At 53.3% G+C, this 19,382-nt stretch carries 12 protein-coding genes and 1 pseudogene; 4 read left to right on the top strand and 9 right to left on the bottom strand.

The window, feature by feature from the left end:
* Positions 1 to 297 precede the first annotated feature (297 nt).
* Positions 298 to 1,743 (bottom strand): ComEC/Rec2 family competence protein, encoded by a 1,446-nt coding sequence (locus tag ACYZT8_RS10635; RefSeq protein WP_461980877.1) that lies wholly within the window; start codon positions 1,741 to 1,743, stop codon positions 298 to 300.
* A 4-nt stretch (positions 1,744 to 1,747) separates the two neighbouring features.
* Positions 1,748 to 3,703 carry a hypothetical protein gene (locus ACYZT8_RS10630; protein WP_461980875.1) on the bottom strand — a complete coding sequence of 652 codons (1,956 nt, stop codon included), beginning with the start codon at positions 3,701 to 3,703 and terminating at the stop codon, positions 1,748 to 1,750.
* Positions 3,704 to 3,962: 259 nt separating this feature from the next.
* Between ACYZT8_RS10630 and ACYZT8_RS10625 the strand changes: the two genes are divergently transcribed.
* The 3 genes and pseudogenes from ACYZT8_RS10625 to ACYZT8_RS10615 all read left to right on the top strand — a co-directional run bounded on the left by ACYZT8_RS10625 (position 3,963) and on the right by ACYZT8_RS10615 (position 5,708).
* Positions 3,963 to 4,166, top strand: coding sequence for a hypothetical protein (locus ACYZT8_RS10625; RefSeq protein WP_461980873.1), 204 nt, complete (start codon positions 3,963 to 3,965; stop codon positions 4,164 to 4,166).
* Positions 4,167 to 4,328: 162 nt separating this feature from the next.
* Positions 4,329 to 5,036: a metallophosphoesterase gene (locus ACYZT8_RS10620; protein WP_461980872.1), complete on the top strand. Its 708-nt coding sequence runs from the start codon at positions 4,329 to 4,331 to the stop codon at positions 5,034 to 5,036.
* Positions 5,037 to 5,435: 399 nt separating this feature from the next.
* A pseudogene (locus tag ACYZT8_RS10615) lies at positions 5,436 to 5,708 on the top strand (hypothetical protein).
* 290 nt (positions 5,709 to 5,998) lie between these two features.
* Here the strand turns inward: ACYZT8_RS10615 and ACYZT8_RS10610 are convergent.
* Together ACYZT8_RS10610 and ACYZT8_RS10605 are read right to left on the bottom strand one after the other, a co-directional pair.
* Positions 5,999 to 6,205 carry a hypothetical protein gene (locus ACYZT8_RS10610; protein WP_461980870.1) on the bottom strand — a complete coding sequence of 69 codons (207 nt, stop codon included), beginning with the start codon at positions 6,203 to 6,205 and terminating at the stop codon, positions 5,999 to 6,001.
* A 287-nt stretch (positions 6,206 to 6,492) separates the two neighbouring features.
* Positions 6,493 to 6,915 carry an RDD family protein gene (locus ACYZT8_RS10605; protein WP_461980868.1) on the bottom strand — a complete coding sequence of 141 codons (423 nt, stop codon included), beginning with the start codon at positions 6,913 to 6,915 and terminating at the stop codon, positions 6,493 to 6,495.
* Positions 6,916 to 7,361: 446 nt separating this feature from the next.
* On the opposite strand from ACYZT8_RS10605, the gene ACYZT8_RS10600 reads away from it, so the two are divergent.
* The gene (locus ACYZT8_RS10600; RefSeq protein WP_461980866.1) at positions 7,362 to 8,816 is read left to right on the top strand and encodes a tyrosine-type recombinase/integrase; all 1,455 of its coding nucleotides are present in this window, start codon (positions 7,362 to 7,364) and stop codon (positions 8,814 to 8,816) included.
* Positions 8,817 to 9,441: 625 nt separating this feature from the next.
* Here the strand turns inward: ACYZT8_RS10600 and ACYZT8_RS10595 are convergent.
* The 5 genes from ACYZT8_RS10595 to ACYZT8_RS10575 all read right to left on the bottom strand — a co-directional run bounded on the left by ACYZT8_RS10595 (position 9,442) and on the right by ACYZT8_RS10575 (position 19,131).
* Positions 9,442 to 10,005: a condensin complex protein MksE gene (locus ACYZT8_RS10595; protein ID WP_461980864.1), complete on the bottom strand. Its 564-nt coding sequence runs from the start codon at positions 10,003 to 10,005 to the stop codon at positions 9,442 to 9,444.
* On the bottom strand, positions 9,989 to 11,395 hold the full coding sequence (locus ACYZT8_RS10590) for a hypothetical protein (protein WP_397448661.1): 1,407 nt from the start codon (positions 11,393 to 11,395) through the stop codon (positions 9,989 to 9,991). The genes ACYZT8_RS10595 and ACYZT8_RS10590 overlap by 17 nt, the downstream gene beginning before the upstream one ends.
* Positions 11,392 to 14,337: a hypothetical protein gene (locus tag ACYZT8_RS10585; RefSeq protein WP_461980861.1), complete on the bottom strand. Its 2,946-nt coding sequence runs from the start codon at positions 14,335 to 14,337 to the stop codon at positions 11,392 to 11,394. The genes ACYZT8_RS10590 and ACYZT8_RS10585 overlap by 4 nt, the downstream gene beginning before the upstream one ends.
* A gap of 5 nt (positions 14,338 to 14,342) precedes the next feature.
* Entirely contained in the window at positions 14,343 to 15,194 is an 852-nt protein-coding gene (locus ACYZT8_RS10580; RefSeq protein ID WP_461980859.1) for a hypothetical protein, read from the bottom strand.
* A gap of 193 nt (positions 15,195 to 15,387) precedes the next feature.
* Entirely contained in the window at positions 15,388 to 19,131 is a 3,744-nt protein-coding gene (locus ACYZT8_RS10575) for a hypothetical protein (protein ID WP_461980857.1), read from the bottom strand.
* Positions 19,132 to 19,382 lie beyond the last annotated feature (251 nt).

Raw genomic sequence — 19,382 nt, 5'->3', positions numbered from 1 at the left:
GGATTCTAAGCAATGGCCCACGCACAACAAGAGGACGATCAAACAGCTGGAATGAATGCTGGAGCAACGTTAACGGGATCAACAGGACGCTAGCGTCCGTCACAACGAACGCGCGGCTTTTATGACAGATGCCAGATGAGTCGCAACGCATTTTCCAAGGTTATGGATATGCGAGCGAAGCCTATATAAATAACCGAAGGAAATAATCGTTCTAACCAGGCTCGCGAATTTTGCGTTCTCAGGCATGAGTCCAGAGTGAACACGCCTGACCGTGGCAGATGTCGGCCCTCCCTGGATTCAATAAGGGATCAATAACTCCACCCACAATTCATCTGGCGCATAACTCAGCCTGGCCGGGTTGTTCGGGTCAGTCGGTGATTCATCGAAGGCCTTGATTTCGCTTGCGGGTTGACCGTCCCCTGAAACAACCCGCTGTCGGGTACGTTGTTGCAGGGCACTCAGCAGCTCCGGATAGGGCATTTTCCAGTCTTTGCCTTTCGCAACATCGGCATCTACCGGGATCATTGCCACCAGCCGGGGATCGTGCATTTTCTCCAACCCTGCCGCACGAGCGGTGGCGTTGTGGCTGCAGTGGTGACCGACTTTGTAGAGCGTGACCCGTGCGAGGATGTCATCGCGGGCCAGCGGCGCGGGCTTTCCTGCCACCTCCTCTTTGGGATAGGTCTGGTCGCCCCAGGACATCCAGTTCCCCACTTGGGCATCTCCCGGAAAGAGCAGGACCTGTCCGTCGGGCAGTTCGAACGCAAGGACCAGGCTCGTGTTGTTGGTATCCGAATCCATCTTCAAGGCCAGGGTTTCCGCCCCATCCAGCCACTCGTCTTCAATGCAGCGCCATTGGTTTTCGCTGCTGAAATAGCGCTGCTCGACACTGGCCGAATCTTCACCCTCCCCGCTATGGGTCTCGGAATCGCTTTGCGCCTTTACGCACGCACGCTGATAAGGAGGGGCAAACGGGATATCGGCACCGGTTGGAAGCACACCTTTGAGCAGGTGTGTCCGCGCCTCCAATGCCATGGCTTCGTCCAGGCTGGTCATGTAGACCTCTTTTCCCGCCCCTGCGCTCGGCAAGTCCTTGCGCAATCGATCTTCGGATCGCGGCGGTCCCATGACGTACGCCTTGAGCGTTTGGATGGCGGCCGGTCGCACCACATCACCGGGCTCCAGGTACCGGGTCGCTTTCGATCCGGCCTTGGCTTTGAGCTTTTCGATGGTCGTGCGCTTGTCCTTGTTGGCAGCAGCGGCAAGCGGCTCGATAAATGCCGACAGGCCATGCACCGTCTTGATTCGCGAATCCTCGTGCAATGCGCTACCTCGCCCACTCAGGCCGACAACACCGGCCAACGCCATTTTTGCCTTTTTGAAGCGAGCATGCAGCGCTACGGCCTGGGCATCGTTGAGGTTCTCGGTCCAGGCCAGCCAGAGTTCACCGATGCGAAAATCATCACCCAAAAAACGCGCTTGTTCATAGAGGAAGCCGCTCGTGTGGTCATGATGTTCGTGGGTCACCACCACCAAATCCAGCAAGCCGTCCGTGGTCTTGTGAATGTCGTCGACGATGCGCGCCATCTTCAGCTTGCCGTCCTTCGCCCCTTGAAGCACGCCACAGTCGATCAATATGTGACGAGTGGCCCCGCCTTCCGGGTAGCGAAGCAGAAAGCAGTCGCCGAGAATTCCGCGGTACATGCGAATCGCCACTTTGCCCTGCAGATCAGCCTGGGTCATGGCGTCACACTCCACGGTGGGTCATGGCAAAGGGGTTATCGTCCGGGCTCGGCTGTCGATAGGTCAGGGCGAGGCCGTCATTGCCGGTTTGCAGGAAACGTCGCTGGGCGTCCAGACGCTCATCGTCATTGATGCGCTTGCGGATCACGTAGCGCAGGCTGCCATCACGCAGGTCAATGATCAGTGTTGCGCCGCCTCGAAACGTGAAGTCATAAGGGCTGTGACCTTTGTCGCGGGCTGGTTGCAGATCTTCTTTGTGTTGTTGCTCGACATCGAAGTAGCCGCGACGACGTTGCGTAATCTCGACGACCAGTTGCCGAAGATCCTGCCCGTCCGGCCCTGCCCTGCGACACGTTCGGACCGAGTGCACTTCCACGGCCGGTTGAACGCCATCCCTTCCGATGAACAGTGACCCTTGCATCCTTGCTGCATCCGGATGGGCCGCGAAGTAAATCCCTAATGCCTTCTCCCATTCAGCGTCGTGATCCGACTCTTCCATCAGCCAGCTCCACACAACTTGTCGATTGTGCTCGGACTGGAGATACGCGTTGCCCCGTAAGTACTGTGGCGTGAGATCAAGCGATCCCCCCGGCCACTTGCGATTCGGTTTCGCGGGCGCTTTGAAGTCGAGCAGGTCATCGGCCGTCAGTTGAAGTTCGTCGGTCTGATAACCCTTGAGTGATTCCCAAAGCAGGCTGTCCGACGCCAGCGACAAACACTTGTCCGGAAAAATGCCGCGTCGGCGAAAGGCCTGGATCACTGCCAGCCGATAGTGCATGCGGTCATCTGGCACAAGGTCGTTATCGGCCGTGACGATCGCCCGCAGAAACTCACCAAAGTGCACATCCACCGGCGGCAAGTAGTCCAGTGCACGAATGCACATGCGCAGTACATGATCGGCAGATTTCACGGCTTCGCGGGTCAGGCGTGCGATCAGTTCTGTCGACAGGTTTGCCGTCGACGTCTTGTCATGCACTGCCAACCGAAAAAGATCGGTCGTACGCTGCTCGTAAATGGTTATAAAGGCGTCGAAAACAGCGGCGACCAGGATCGCGCCCCGCTCATGCGGTTCGCTCAACCGCGAAAGGCGTGTCGGGTCCGGCAAGCCGTCCCGGCCTTTCTCGTCGATGGCTTCGCGCAATGCCGCATAACGTCCCGAAGCCTCACCGAACTGGCGAGCCAAACCACTCAACCAGGAACGCTCACTCAAGTTGCCACGGCGTGCCTCCAGCTGACTCGACACAACTTCCGGCAGGGTGAAATGCATCAACAGCGCAACAATATCGGCAAAGGCTTCATGAAACGCCAAACTATCGACGCTGGTCGACTCGACGTAACGGCGGTGCAGACCGTCCAGAATGGCATGGGTTGTTTCATGCGCGACAATGTCATGGGACAGCGCCGTGAATATCCAGCCGCCCGGCAAGTTCACCCCGGCGTCACTCAGCGACGCTTTGAAATAACCGAACAACAATGCCTTTTTCGCCGGGCTGTAATAAGCGTTGGCCTCGCGTAAAGCGTGGGGATAGATACGTAATCGTCGTACATAGACGTGAGTCGGTTTGTTGTGCTCATCGTCGACAACCCTGGGTGACCAGAACACCTTGCGGCCCAGTGCGCGCTCAAACAATTTGATGGTTTTCATCGCGACGGTGAAGACCATCTGCTGATGGAAACGTGGGTCACCCTCGGAAGGCGCGATGCCATCCTGGGCCAGCAAATACGGGTTATTCAAATCCACCGGTTTGTAGAACTGGCCGCTGGTGGGATCAACATCGATGACTTCCAGATACTCGTTCACAGGTCCCGGCAACAGATCGGTTTCCCAACGCTGCTCCCAAGGCAATTCGATGGTGGCGTGGTTGATCCCGACCGTTTCCATTTGAGTCGAGGCTTGCGGGTCGAAGGCATAGACCCGCAGTTTGCGCATTGGCGGTGGCGGGTAGTCGGACTTATCCACTGCGGATCTCCTTGTCTGACGAACTAGCGATAGAGCGGCCGCCCCAGTGGCATAAGGTCTAGTCGGCGGGAGGCGCCGGGTCAAGTTGATGGTTTTTTTGCCCGCGACAACCATTCGTCGTATATCAAAACCTGGCGCGCAACAGGCGACCCTGTCTGGCTTAGGGATTGCACAAGCCGGTCTTGCAGCCGCAGAACGACGTAATTCTGACGCGGCAAGAATCTAATTAACGCTTGGTCAGTCCCCCCGGAGATGTAACGTGTCAACTCTCAATGAAATCGCAGCGAACCACGCGAGAAAAATGGCTATGGCAAAGGCAGAAGAGTCGACCGGGCTGAGTGAGCGACACGTTCAAATCGTCGGTAGCGTCGAAATCCGCACCCCTGATGAACAACCGCACGTTCCACTGCACTTCATCACCGTGGCGCAGGACAACCACCTCGCCCAGGCGGCTGGCTTCTAACGCCGATCTTGACGAAAAAACCCGGCGCAATGCCGGGTTTTTCTTTAATTCTTTGTGATCCACCCGCAGGCCTATCGCTAAGCCTTGCCCGCGATTTGCGCCGACGCGGCCTAAACTCAACTGACCACGAGCTCGCCGCCGATTGGCGGATGAGGCACTGCCATGTTCGAAATCTCAGAGGTCATGCGCGTAAAGCACTTCGCCGCAAACACTGTCGGTCGAGATTTCGCCATCGGCGACATTCATGGCCATTTCTCTCGGTTGCAGGCTGCTCTGGATGCAGCCAGGTTCAACCGCTTGGTCGATCGCCTGTTCAGCGTTGGCGACCTGATTGACCGCGGGCCCGAGTGCAGTGATGCGCTCGATTGGCTGGACAAACCGTGGTTCCACGCAGTGCGCGGCAACCATGACGACTACGTGGTTCACTTCGATACCTGCGACGTCGATAGCTGGATCTACAACGGCGGTTTATGGTTCACGGGCCTATCGCTATCCGAGCAGAAAGAATTCGCGGCGAAGTTCGCCGAGCTGCCTATCGCTATCGAAGTCGAAACGGCACAAGGCCTGATTGGCATCGTGCATGCCGATTGTCCATTTGCATCATGGGAGCAGTTGCGAGAGGAACTGGAATCGCCAGAGAGCAGCCAGCGCCTGATTCAGGTGCAGCACCGCTGCATGTGGTCGCGAAGCCGACTCGATCAATGGGAGATGCAGGGGGTTGAGGGCGTGCGTGCATTGATCGTTGGGCATACACCGATACGTAAACCGGTCAGGCTTGGCAATGTGATTCATATCGACACCGCTGGATGGAAGCCGGAGGTGGGTTACTTCACCCTTTTGAATCTCGACACGCTTGAAGCTGTGTCTTGACGTTTTTTTGTCAATTCAGGTGTCGCGCCCTTTATGAAAAACGAGTAGAGCGCCAGTTGCATGGCCAGGACGAAGAAGAAAACAGGTTCGACAGGCCAACGAAAGAAGAACGCTGCACAACAGCAAAGCATTAAAACGCAGGCCGCGATCAGGCGATGTCGCCGTGTTTTCCGAGTCGACACTTTCGCTGTCCATGTATTGAAATTTGAGTACCGACTCATTCTGCCCTTCTCCTTCCTTGGTTGGGCGCCATTGTATTAGCCGCGCAAAATTCTTACACGTAAAAAACGAAGGAGCGAGACTTACTGGACGTTCCCATTCCTACCGCTCGTTCTGTGATCAACACGTTCACACTCAGCGCTCTTCCAATGCATATATCCACTCGCGTAGGCGCAAACGATGAACAGAAAAATTGCCTCTCTTATGCTCGCGGGACTTCTGTCGGTCTATTCGCTCTACTCGCTCGCAACCGAGAAAAACACGGAAGACGCTACTATCCCACCCAGTGCGCTTCCCGGGCTTAACCAAGGGGGTGAATCCAATAAGGAAAAGGCTGACAAATAGGGCGAGGAGGCTGCCGGCTCCAACTCCGGAGCGGAGTCGAAGGAAATGGAAAAAGATGCAGCCACTTCAAGTGGCTCGGGGGATGAGCAAACAAAGCTTAAGCAGTAAGCGGTGAACCCTTATGCGGGTTTTGCGCAAATCTGAAACAAGAAAGGCAGACAGTATTCACCCGCGTGCGCCCCCATAAAATTGGTTCAGAGCTATGAGTTCAAACACAGCGACCATCACACAGAATGCAACAAATCCCCGCGTGAAAACTCTGCGAGGTTTTTCGTAAGACTGAATATCACCGAGGCCGTCGAGAAGGCCGGACAAAAGTTCAAGTAGCCACATCAGACATCCGCCTTCGTTGCCTTTTCGCCCGGTTTTCAACTCGGCCGCCGGTTGATTCGTTCGTATTAATGAAGAGTCCCAACCCTGCGGCTCTCCCCGATCCTGATCCGATCCAGCGCTCGGTTTAGAGCATCCAAGGCATCAAGGAGCGCTTTCGCCTCCGCTTCCCGGCCGTCACCCCAAAGGCGTTCTGCCATGTGGTTCAGGGCCTGGATTGAGCGCTCGATTTCAGCAGCTGTCGCTGCTTTGCTTTCAAGCTGTTTCTTCAGCATTGAGTAACCCTTCGGCAAGGTGGTGCTGGCCTTCAGTTGTTAGCTCAAGAATATCGGGCACCGGAACACATTGATCTGAACCGTTGAGCTTATAACGCCAACCACGGTTGTCTTTCCGCTCTGGTGCAGCTTATCGCGATCATACGCTGGTAGAGGGCTGTGGCCCTCGAAGGCTCCCGAGACTGAAACAGTGACGAAACATTGCCACTACGATTCGTACAGCGTCGCATCTGCAGAAACCGCATGATTCTTCCTCATCCTGAAACAAGTGACCATTGCATTCATATTTACTTGGACCGAATCACGATCGTCGATGCGAGCATGTCGCCCAATCGTTTCCGTGAACCAAAAAAAATGAATATCCAGTCAAAAATACTTAGGAAAGGCGTCGTGATGTTTCGCATGAAAGATTGATAGAGATTACAGCTGAGGTAGCTACGCTCATCAATCACTGACATGCCCAACAACTTTTTGCCAAGGCTTTGGCCGTTTGGCATTGCATCGGAAAACAGGTAATACGCCACGCCTGAGCCGAGAGCGAGCGCGCCGACCAGAGTAGACGGCAAGCCAACAAAATCGGCTGATCGTCCTATGAAGAAAAAGAGAAAGACAGTGATTATGGAGTCAATCATTTGCCCTCCCCATCGACGCCCCAGACCGGCCAGGTTTTTGGGCTTCTGATACTCGCCTTGGGTATTGCTTACTTCCATGCGCTGACACTCCGTTGGTATATGGATCAGAGAATATCGGCACCGCCCAAAAAATATTTAGCGCACCCGACCGAAGCGCTGAAAAACCTTGGGCCAAAGTTTGGTATCAGCATCCGATTCGCGTGGATCGGTCCTGACAATATTGAAGAGAAAGAAGACGTGAAAAATCGAGGAGTCACGCAAATCTCACGCGCATGAAAAAGGCCAGTGTTGTGAACACTGGCCTAAGTCATTGAATATATGGTCGGGACGGAGTGATTCGAACACTCGACCCCTAGCACCCCATCTCCTTTTTCATACTTCTTGAAAGCTTCCAAAATTTTACTCTGGATTTTTCTAAGCTAGTATTTACTTGAGCTCCAGCGGTGTTCTGCTCTACGAGAGTCCAGAAACGTCCATCAAGAGCCGTCGTTTTTGTGGGGGTAAAAGTAGGGGGAGCCCATTTCATGGCCAAAATTACCATCAAAGAACTCGAGTCGCTGACTCCCAACGATGCCGGCCGAATCCTCCGAGAGGATGGCAATCTGGCCGGTCGAATCTCAGTCCGCAAGGACGGTGTGTCGGTCAGTTTTTTCTATCGTTATCGCTGGGGCGACCAGAACAAAGAGTACGCCTGCGGAACCTGGCCGCGCAAATCCCTGACCGACATCCGCAAGGCGCGTAACCAGGCCCGCGCGCTCATCGATGAGCAGATCAATCCCAACGAGCAAAAGAAAACCGCCAAAGCACAGGCATACGCCGCGGCTAACGTAGAGGACGAACAACTAAAAACGACGAAGGTACAAACGCTGACCGTCCAGGATCTGGTCAAGGCCTGGCTGTTGGATGGCGTCGCGCGTAAAGACGGCAATGCCGAGTTGCAACGACGCTTTAACAAGGACCTTTTGCCAGCACTCGGCAAGACCGTAGTGAGCAGCGTCTCCGAACACGATGTTCGGGCGCTGATCCGCACCGTAGTCAGCCGCGGTGCTCACCGGCAAGCCATCAGTTTCTTCGCCGACCTCACTCAGATGTTCAGCTGGGCCAGAAAGCGTCAACCTTGGCGGGCGTTGCTGGTTGAGGGTAATCCGACGGAACTGGTCGACATCTCCCCCTTGATCCCTGCCGACTACGAAGCCGAAAGAAGCCGCATCCTTTCCCCAACTGAGCTGTTGGAACTGCACAACCGCTTCCAACAAATGACCGCCGATTACAACGCCCTCCCCGCGGGCCAAAAGTACGACGGCATTCGTCCGCTAAAGAAGGAAACGCAGCTCGCGCTCTGGATTAGCCTGGGCACGCTGTGCCGGATTGGTGAATTGCTCCAGGCGGAATGGAAAAATATCGATCTGGACCGGCAGACCTGGTTTCTCCCCAGCGAAAACGTCAAAGGCACTCGGGGCAAGAAACAGGACCACCACGTCTTCCTCTCCCCCTTCGCCCTGCATTTCTTTCAGGAGCTCAAGATACTGACGGGAGACTCCCAGTGGTGCTTTCCGAACAAGCAGGACGACGGGCATGTGGACGTAAAGGTGGTGAGTAAACAGGTCGGCGATCGCCAGGCCCGGTTCAAAAACCGCAAGGCCCTCTCACGACGGCGTCACGACGATACCCTGGTCCTGGCCGACGGCCAAAACGGCGACTGGACGCCGCATGACCTGCGCCGCACGGGCGCGACCATGATGCAGGCCTTGGGGGTCAGCCTAGACGTCATCGACCGCTGCCAAAACCATGTACTGGCCGGTTCGCGGGTGAGACGACACTACCTGCATCACGACTATGCCGAAGAGAAGAAACGTGCCTGGAATCTGTTGGGCGATCGTCTCAGTGAAGTCTTGTCCGCAACCTACGAGCACACACCGACCGAGTCGATGTTGTCGTTTCCTGCATATACCGCGAATAGTTATTTACCGCCGTCTTAAGTTGGCGTCTTTAGTGTTGCGTCGTCATCAGCGATTGACGACCCCGTGAGAAGTGGAACCGTTGTCCAACTCACTGTGCCAGTGCAGAGCGTGCCATCGGCAGCCCGGCTCCACCGAAAATATTCTCTAGCCGGTACAGCGCCAAAAGGTCGGCGAACTTCGTCGCCGTTACGTGAAGCAACAATCCTCCGGTCGGGCTGTTTTTGTCGATGTTCTGCGCAGGGAACTAGTGTTTGTATCAGTGTTTCGCGGCACGCCCAGTCCCTCCTGCCACAGCCCAGGCATCAAGTACGTGACCGCTCCCTCCGGTACGGGCGTTACCTGCGAAACCGGCAGACGGACGCGCGAACTGTCCTTGTCAGCTACATCCGGCATTTACGTACGATCAAGCGGCTGGATTCACGCTCTGATTGTTCACGCCGACGCTGAATTGACCCACGTGCCGAGGCAAGACTGCCCCATCTCCAAACCTTCAAAAATCCAGCACAGACAAGGATTCGCGAGGAGTCAGACTGGGTCAGTGAAATCTCAGCAACTGGGGCGATTCGGCGTAGGCGCCAACAATCTATGTCGAGGATGTGATGGAGGGTAAAGAAACCATCTACCAATTGATAAAGCCGGAAACTCAAGCCACCATAACTGCACCTGGTTCAGCATTACTGTACTTAAATACGTCGTCAAAGAACGCTAATCCAGCATGAGTCAGTACCAGATTGCCTTTTGCATTCCTGTAGGCGATCCCACGCTGCTCGAGATTTTTCCTAACTGCAGATGCAAGAGCCTCCCCTTTCATGTTGCTGGCAGACATGACATCTTGTTTGTCTTCTCCCTTCCCGATCTCCTCCATGATCCCATCAGACACACCAGCTTCCCCGTCGCGCAGAATATCAAGCTGGTACCCCTGTTCATGCAGTCCGCGAGCAAGGATGAGCAGCAGAACCTGTATTTTCCTGACCACCTCGCTGTACTCCTCATCGCGCTCGACTGAACGGATGTAGATAAAGCCATTCCGCATCACCAACTCAAACCCGATGTTCAAGTACAAGGGCTTGTAGCTCTGATCGTAGTTATTGAGCATCTCTTCGAAGAGCGGGTTGGGTTTTATTTCACCATGCTCGTAGGTGTCTTTGTTGATCACCTTCCCCGACATCAACTCTTTGTAGATGGCTTGGCTAAGCTGTTGTCTCACTGCCCTGCTCCTCGATCCTCAATTTGTAATAGGTCAACTTCTGCCTGTCGTCCTCAATCACCCCTAACTGGAATCGAGGGGTTAGCACAATGTCCTCTCGGTGCTTTAGCCAAGACACGCCTTCCACTAGGTCAGCAATTTCGTAGTCGCTGATCTGCTGGGCCAGATGTGCGTGAAGCGACGCATGGGCGTCAGGCCCGACCTGAACAGGCCACTCATCTATCAGCCTTCCAATTAGTTTTCGGCGCACGTCTGAAGCACGCCTGGCTTTGAGCACGTCCTCTCCAACCGGCTCAACAGAAGTTGTTGTTACTCGGGTATTTTTGAGTGAATCCAGGCTACTCCGCAGATGCTCCTGAAGGTGAAGCCAATGATCTACGTTGTGCCATTCAATCTTGCTATCGGCTCTCTGCCTCTTCATGCCTTTGAAGGTAGAGAAACGCTCCAGTACCTCATGATCTTTAGGGATGAGGTTGCCCCTTAGTTTCCCGTCATGGAGCTCCCGACAGGCAACTAGTAGATCGTTGAAAACACTCTCAACCTGGTCGTACTCACGACGCTGACGTTCATTCTGATGCACGTAGCGCTGCAGAGACTTGCTGATGACTTCCACGTCGTAGCGATAGGAGCGAATGGATGCCACTGCATAGAGAACCTGCTGACCCAATTTTGGCAACTTGGCATCGCGGAACATCTCGGATATCCGCAGCAAGGCAGTGAGTGCCGGCAGGCCTTTCTTCAGAGGTTCCCTCTCGTTGAGGAACTGCAATGTGGGGAGAACATGCCTACCGTAGATTCGGGTGATCGCCTGCAAAGCACCGCGAGCCTGCTTCACCTCGTCGAGGTTCTCAAGGCTCATCACTTCGACGATCTCCGCCAGGCGAAGAGTCTGCCCCTGAAGACTGTCCACGTTCTCCTTGATCTTCCCTTGAGCGTAGCGGATGCGTTCCCGGAGTAGCTTGAGCTCATCCTCGAACGTGTCGTTCCCCTGCTCAATCACTGTCAAATCGCGAAGCTTTTCAAGACTATCATTGAAGCTGTCGCACAGCGCCTCAAGATCGGCGCTACTCAGCTGCCGAAGACGCGATCTATCAAAGTGGCGAAATAACTCGATCAAAAACGGGGCGAAGGCAATGACTCCTCGCTTGGTGTCATGGTGCAATATCAGGCTTGCTCGGACGAGGTTACGCACGTCGAAGGCCGCTTCAATTTTTTGCCGATCGGACTTACTGTCTCCCAGCGAATCAAGCAGCTTCATCACTTTGGACTCGTACAGGCGAGTTGACACTTCTTCGCCAGCCGAGCCTTCATCCATGATGTCGATAAGATCAAGAAAAATGTGCTTATGCTCGATCATGAGCATGACCGTTTTGTCTGCTGCAACGATCATCCGGCAGTGATCTCCGCAACAGCATCGGCGGGATCTTTCTTTGTTCTCAGCGACTCGCTTTCACCTGTGTAGATCACTCGACGTAAGTGGCTGTATGCCCTGTCGGTGGCGAGAAAATGCGAAAGGTCGATGTAGTTTTCGATTACTTTCGCGATAGTAGACGTCGGCTCCGGCGTTGCCCCGAACAGCACGAACCCTTCTGACTCAGCGATGCCACGCGCAGCCTTCAGATTCAAGTGGCTCAGATTCGACAGCTCATCCATTACCAATGGCAAACAGATCTGTGTATTCGCAACCAGCAGCCTACGCAGAAGAATCGATAGCAGGCGGCAGTTAATCATTGCCGTAGTACCGTTGGATTGATCCTCTTCGGTGTACTTGTCATGCCCACGCTTGCGGTACCGATATCCAACCCGATCAATCAGTAGGCTCATATCCAGGGTGGTCCCCCGACGGCCACCGTTAACAAAGAACTCGGTACAGAAAGCTCGTAACCGCTCATACAAGCGCTTCTCGTGGAGCCCGGTTGTCATGAGGTTTATGGAGTCAATATCGACCAACAGCTCTTCGAAATGGGGATTCAATACGCAGTAAATCTCGATCGCCTCGAGGTCAGACACACTGAACTCCGAGAGCTGGTCATCTACCTCTTTCTCGAACTCCTTGATCATCCTTCTGGCGTGTTTGATTTCGTCGATTTGAATAGAGGTATTCGAGTTATGCGCGGTGACCTTGGCCTGGTAGGTCTGCTGCTCACCTTCCAAGGTGCCAAACATCGCCGCGAAAGCTCTCCGACAGCTACGCATCCGACTCAAGTCATGGAAAGCATGGTAGCCAAAGTCTCTGCCCTCTTCGCCCAGCAAGTTACGTTTCAGCAGTTCATCCAAGGCCACTTGCAGAGCTTCTCTGCTCTTGGCTACCTCAGAAGCGAACTGGGAAATCTCCTTGATCTGGCTAGGGTGAAAGAAAGTATCGCGAGCTTTCAGCTTCATTTCGCGGATCGAAAGGAATCCTAAAGTGATCTCAGCTACGTTCCGGATCTGCTCAAGGTAATTGCGCAGATCTTCGTTTTCCTTCCTGACCCTGGCGAGCACTTCTTTTGCGCGCTCAACCTGTACCGCTAGGTCCTCCAGCTCGCCGGCGGCATCCGCCACACTCTCATGTAGCTTGGCCAACTCTACCGTCTGTTCCCCCACCTCAAGTTCCAATGCTTTCTGCTGCTCGCGCATGTAGCCATGCCGACTGAGTAGTTGAACCTCTTCATCAGTTTCAATCCGCTCGCGGGTCAGCTTCTTGGCTTTATCCTTGGCCTGCTCAGCAGTCAACTTGCTGTCATCGTTTAGACGCTGAATGAGGTCATCACAGTCCTTGATATCGTCATCCAGTTTGATCAGGTCTTGCTCGTGCTGCTTCCTTGCTCTGGTCGGGTCGAAAGACATGAAACCAAATGAGGTCTCCTGGCTCAGGAAGCTGATGAAAGAATCTCGCTCCTGGAATAGGCAGCCAAACTCTTTGATGGCTTGCTTCTGGTCAGAGTTGAGTCGAGGAGTCAGCTTGGTGAACAGCGTCGAGTTCAAGCTACTCAGCACCGACGCACTGTGACGATCGACCTGCTCGAGAACAGTTTCCACATGTTCATCAAGAATTTTTCGGAGTTGGTCGCGCTGATGGGAAAGACTGTTCTTATTCCTGATCGCCTGGGCTAGTTGCTCAGCGCTCTGAACCTTGTTTGTCAGGGTCTCGATCTCTGCGGTCAACTCTGCGGAGAGATCGGATAAGAGCTCGCGGACCTCATGCTCTGTTGTGCCAGGGTAACGCCGAAGAATCTCGCTGACCTTGAATAGCTGCTTTTGGACACCGTCCAAATCCTTATGCCGGAGACTCAGTGCTCCAGCCAGCTTCAGATACTCAGCCTTGACCAGACCGTGGTGCTGTCTCTTAGCTGAGTGAGCCACATCAAGAGCCTGATATCTCTCGGATGCTGCCTTAACATCATCAAGAATGCTGGACTGCCTTTCAGCCAAGGCATGCTCAACATCGACGATACTCTGAACGATCAGTTCGGATTTCGTCTCAAACAGTTGGAACTGGCTATCAAAGCCCTCCCAAGACCTCCGCGCGCTTTCTATGTCCGCCAGGCGATCGCCTTCTTTTTTCAGGTTCTCATAGTCATCGAGGATCTCGCTCAGGCTGACACTCAGCTCTGCATTCTTCCGGTCCTTATCCCCTTCGATGATCGTGGCGATAGTATCCGGCAGAGTGCGGTTGTCCTTCGCCCCGATGTCGAAGGCCAGGTGGATTAGCATCTTCCACGCGTCGATCTCGCGTGCGGTACCGCCATTCCTAAGAGGCAGCAAGCAGAATCGGCCCTCCTCACGATTAAGAGCCTGTTGACCGAAGAGCCGCTGGCGAATGACAGCACCGTCGTTCATTGCCTCCCCGCCCCGAGCTCGGAGATCCGAAAGCACACCAGAAAGTGAGATGCCTTCTATCGGAGCCCCCATGCCTCCATTGATGGGCGACTCAAGGTCCCAAAACATGTGCTGGATATCGGCATACATGCAAGGTACTGCCATACGGCCGTATGAGAATGGTCGATTCCCGCGGTGCAGGACCAGGCAGAACGGGCCGTGCATGTTCTCCGCTTCGAGGATGATGAAGGAGTGGTTTTCCGGGAAGTAGTAGCTGTAGCTAGCATCAGTCGAGTAGTACGTCCCGGCCGGCCCCTTGAAGGCGAATTTCTTATTGCAGCTCTTGAAGTTCTCGTGTGGCAGCAAAAAAAGCTTCAATGCATTCAGCATCGAGGTCTTTCCGAGGTTGTTCTGGCCACACAAAGCGGTGTGCTTGTCCACGCGGATTACGGTGTAGGCATAGGCAGCACTGTTAACAAAAATCAGCCTGTGGAATTTGTATACGTCCTGGAACGCGTAGGAGTCGCTCAACATCATCAGTCCCTTGTCGTTGTCGACATCAAATAGGTTTCCTGCTCTAGCGCTTTTTGGCTGTCTCGCATAAGTCCGATCAGTTCATTGGTTTCCTTGGATAGACCAACAAACTCAAGGAGATCCTGTCTCGTTTGCTCATTTAGTGAGTATTTGGACGCGCTTAACCGGTCGGCGATATCATCAGGGTACACAAACACTACCCGGTGCCCGTCTGGCAACCCTCTGAGAAGAGTTCGATACATTGTCAGCCCACCTAAGTCGACATCAAAAAGGCAGTACAGCCTCTGGTATTGGCTGAGAAATGGCATGTTCAGTCTGTTGGTGATCTGATTACCGGCGCTGAAAATGACGTCGAAACTTTCACTTTGCTCAGCTACGCCACAGTCGGCCAGGATGTCGACGGTCTGTTTGAGAGCTAGGAAGTTCTCGAGATTTTCCACCAGCAACGCCGCTGGTCGGAGAGTGTTAGGTGCTTCCCATCCATGCTTGCTCAGAAGAACCACGCTTGGATGAGGATGGACCACGCTTCGTGTTATCAAAAGCGAGCCGCTTACTGCTGCTGCGTGGCTACTTCCGTCGAAAGCAGCACCAATACGGCCCGTAACTTCTGATGGAGCGTGTTCACGAATCAGCTCCGCAAAGCGATCCTCACGCAAGACAGCCACCTGATAGCTGCTCTTTCCAATTTTCGACGTTGAAAACGTATCGAACAGATAGCCAGCACCCTTGCCATGCTTCTTTAACTCCTTAGCAAAAGCCTCAAAATTGATCGGCTGACCAGAGCTGATTGAGTTCAGATAGGTGTAGATCCTCGACATTGCATCCCTTGTGCTCTGCGAAACAAGTGAAACCATAAGCTCTCTTGGCTATAGCATATATCGCTCGTCGCGGGTATCGAAATGGCGAGGACACATTGGCGATGTGTAGGCCGAGCAACTGAAGCGATGACTCGAAAATCATGAGCGTTATTTGTGAGAAATCACATCAGTTTCCAGCTTAACACTGGCAACGGTCCTCAGAGCAAGACGGACTAATGCAAACGTGGAGCTACTCATTTTTCAGGTCCAGGAGAAAATGGTAAATATGGACTGAACTGCGCGTATCAACCATCTTTACCTCTCTGAAAATTTTCAAATGCGGCTTATCTTCAGGCGCAACCCTCTCCAGCGGAACATAGTTTTTTCCTGAGAAACCTAGGTAGCGATGCTTCAAGACTTTTTCTTCGTACCAATTGCAAAGTTCATCAAACTTGGAAGCAACCGAGTACACCACCACGCACAACACGGAAGCACCGACAGTGTTATACCCCGCCAATTTGTCCAAATGCTCAGCGACTGTGCTCGAGTTCTTCCTCCCCAGACGAAACGCTTCAAGAATCGAAAGCGTGCTATGGCGACCTGACAGAACAGCATCCACCTCGCCTACTCCGCCCCGAGATCCCGAAGCGCCCATTCGAGACTGATCCGTCACACTCCATTCATAACGGTTAACCCTGCTATGCCAGATCTCGACCAACCAATCGTTTATCATGTTTTCTTCATCGAGCGGCATGACCTGCTTTCCGCCATTTTTACGGCGCCTCAGATTGCTCTTTCTCTTGAGTAAACTCTCGCAAACCTTCCTGACATCGCAAAGGACGGTCTCTGCAATCTCGTCGGTATCGTATTCGTTGGGCCCATGCGGTAGAAGTGCCAGTTTCCTGCTGACTGCATCGTCGACAACAGTCGACAGTTCATCATTTTTCAGCCAACTACCCAACAGATCTCGCTCGGTTTTCATGCTCGATTCATCGAGCAGCCCAGGGGCCTCGCCATGAATGTTCTTAAAAAAGTCGAGGTATTGTCCAACAGGCAGTGCTCCTCCGCATCGTTGCAGATAGTCGCGATGCACCTTGGCAACTTCGGGTGATGCTCGTTGAAAATCAGAAAGCTGGTTCCAGTAGTACTGATAGCCCGAAGAATCCTCAGCCTCGGACAGAACGCCGAGCACAATCGCAAGATCGGCAGCCGACAGCTCGGGAAATTTCAACGCTTTGTAATCAGCGTACCAATCCTGATATAGCCTCTGGAATTCTGATTTTCGACCACCTCCACCGGCCTTGATCTTACCTAGGCTGGCCTTGAGTTTCCCAATCAGGTATTCGAGCTGTCGGCGCTCTCTATAAAGCCTCGTAAAGTCGCTCACCGCCTTGTCAGGGTCCATATCAATCAACACGTGAGCGATGAGATAACGTTTGAAGTACTCGAACTCGTTTTTCCTGACGCGAAATGCATCCTTCTCGGTGTCAGCATGCACATCAACGTCAATCTTGCACTTCACAAGAACGTTGATCTTGTCCTGACCGACGAGATCATCAGTGTCGAAAATTTCTTTCAACCGGAACAAATCCGACAATGTCTTGAAGCTCTCCCTGTGCTGTGCGCGCGCGTTCTCAAGCCCATAATCCGCCAGGTACTTAGCGATTTTTGGAAGGCCACTGTTGGCCGCGAGGATTGACATGGCACGAATCTCGGGCGTCCAGAACAACTCATCATCCCTTACATGCCAGGTAGTTAGTATGCCGTGGACCTGCGTTCTTCTCTGCTCCGACACCGTTTCGCAATACAGCCTGAGCAGACAACCCAATGTACAGGGCTCTTCCTTCAGGATATGGAGGAGATGGCTGAATTTCTCGTCATCGAAGTCATTCGCGGCACGGGCAACCGCCAACCAAAGCCTGACGGGGGTGTATTCCGACTGTTCGTTCAAGACGGAGAACATCCCCGAAAGGCATTGGGGGTCAAAGCCAAAACGTTCCACTAGAAGCAGCAGTGCTTCCGTGGCCTGATCCCGAATACCCTTCTCGTTACCCCGGGTTAGAATCTGCAGCAGCACGCGAGTATGCATCCGGGCAGCACTGACCAGTTTTCGACGATCAGAAGAATCTTCTACAGCCATAACCGGCTCGTAGGTCTCCATCACGTGAATGAATCGACTGAACAATCCAGCAGAACTGGTTTTACTCAACAACCACCAACCCAGCTCATCAAATACCAAAGGTTCGTCACCCCCCGAACCATTCTCCCCCGTCTTTTCCTCAAGTACCTTTAGGTAGTCGTGGATCAAGTAGTTGCCCGCCGCCTGAATCCTTTGCCGCACACTCTTGTCGTGAACAATACTTGCGGGCCCCATTCCCTCCAGGCACCAAGATAAAAATACCCACTCGCCTAAAGGCACCTCGCCTGGACGATAGTTGCGAGTACGTCCACGTTTCATCACGATGGATGCGGTGGATGAGGCTCTGTCCCCCAGGAGGAAACCTCCGTTGCCATCGCTGTAAGGAATTTCCTCCAGCACCGCTTTCAGCTTTTCAACGAATGAGCCTGAGAAAGTATGGCGGCTGGGAGAACGAACGAATTCTTGTTCCACCAACCACGCGACCAAATCATGAATGTTGCAAATAGCCTCTGGTGCGTCTTCATTCACCCCAGATGAATGAACGATTGAATAGATATGTAGCGCCTGTTCCACCAGCACACCCTTCCAGATGTGTGAAAAGTCGACAGCATCGGATAGATTCAGAAGGATACGCGATGCTTCCTTGTAGATCTTAATAAACCCTAGGTGGCTTGTGCCGAGCTCGGACAGCAGGAAACAGAAATACTTGGTGAGGTTCACCTCAACCAGCAGGTATCTCGCCATTCGGGGCGACTGATAGATCAGTGATACAAGCTGCTGAGTGCGTAGAAAAGACGAATGTGAGCTATGCGATAACCGTTCGTTTTTCACTATGGCCAGAACCATATGGAAGAGATAGCCATAGTCCGAGTATCTGCCTCTTTGCGCATCCACCCACCAATCCATCATATCCAGCGCATCGACCGGCGCTCGACGTGCCAAATCGTCCAGGATCCAGTTCAATTGCCTGATATCAAGCTCGCTGCAGTACGCCCGAACGACATTCCCCTTCGTTTCTGGAACAACATCATCTTTCGGTGTTGCTGTGAACGACATTGGAGGCCCAGCGTCATAGGCAAGGATGTCGAGCCTGTTGCTTGCCAGTGCGACATCGATAGCGCAGTCTTGCCAGGTGTCCCGAAGTGAATCATCCGCCAAAATAAATTCCAGCATGATGTCAAGAAAGTCGTCCTGTTCTTGGCAACCGCGAGGAAAGATGTCAAAAATAAAGTAGTGCCCAGATGAAATGGCCATCTTGACCATCCAGTTTAAGAACACTCTCTGGGAATTCCGTGACCGGTCTCGCATCATTTTCCAGAGCGCTCTGCCAACACCGACAATATCGTCCATCGTTACCGAGACACTTACACCGTCCCCCATCGGCTCCAGATGGTCAGCTAGCATAAGCAGGTGCGATGTATCCACCTTACTCCGCAAGATCCTTACATACGGCTGAACGAGACCATCTCCCCGGCGGACTCGATCCAGAAACGCTAGCGCTTCGAGTTGACTCTTGAGTTTTTCAGGCATGTCCTCTTCAGGGCTGACCAGGCGGACCATCTCCAGTAACCCCGCAGAGAACGTAATGACTCGCAGTTTCAGCAGCTCATCAAGCGAGACGCTTATGGACAGCGATTCATGTCCGCCATCGTGCGTCGGCCACGGCAGTTTGCTCTCCAACAATCTACGCACTACTTCTTTGGTGAGCGCCAAAGGATAGATGTCGGCACAAAACAATAAATTGGCTAGTATCTGATGATACGAAGCGGCCTTGGAGGGATTATCAGGAGGCAGGGGTTGATTATAAAACCGTAGTTTTTTCTCTAGATCCCCAACAAGCTCGTGGACACTCATTAATGCTACTCAGGTCAATAATCTGGAACCGCACACGTCGATAGGTGAGCGCGCATCAGGCAGTGATGCAATTAAATCCGTTCATTTAGAGCTTAAACGGAGGGTGAGGCAGCAAGTATCTTTCAACGTATATCGAATAGATGCAAGAAAAGACGGAGGGTCAAAGACTAGGGTAAAAACGGCAACACAACGCCGAACGGCAGCCTAAAAGCCTATGAGCGGCATGAAAAAAATTGCCCCAAGGCTCTAAC

It is taken from the genome of Pseudomonas sp. LB3P93 (assembly GCF_054898025.1).
Note: the sequence above shows the minus strand (reverse complement) of the source record. Positions and strands in the feature narration are given on the sequence as shown.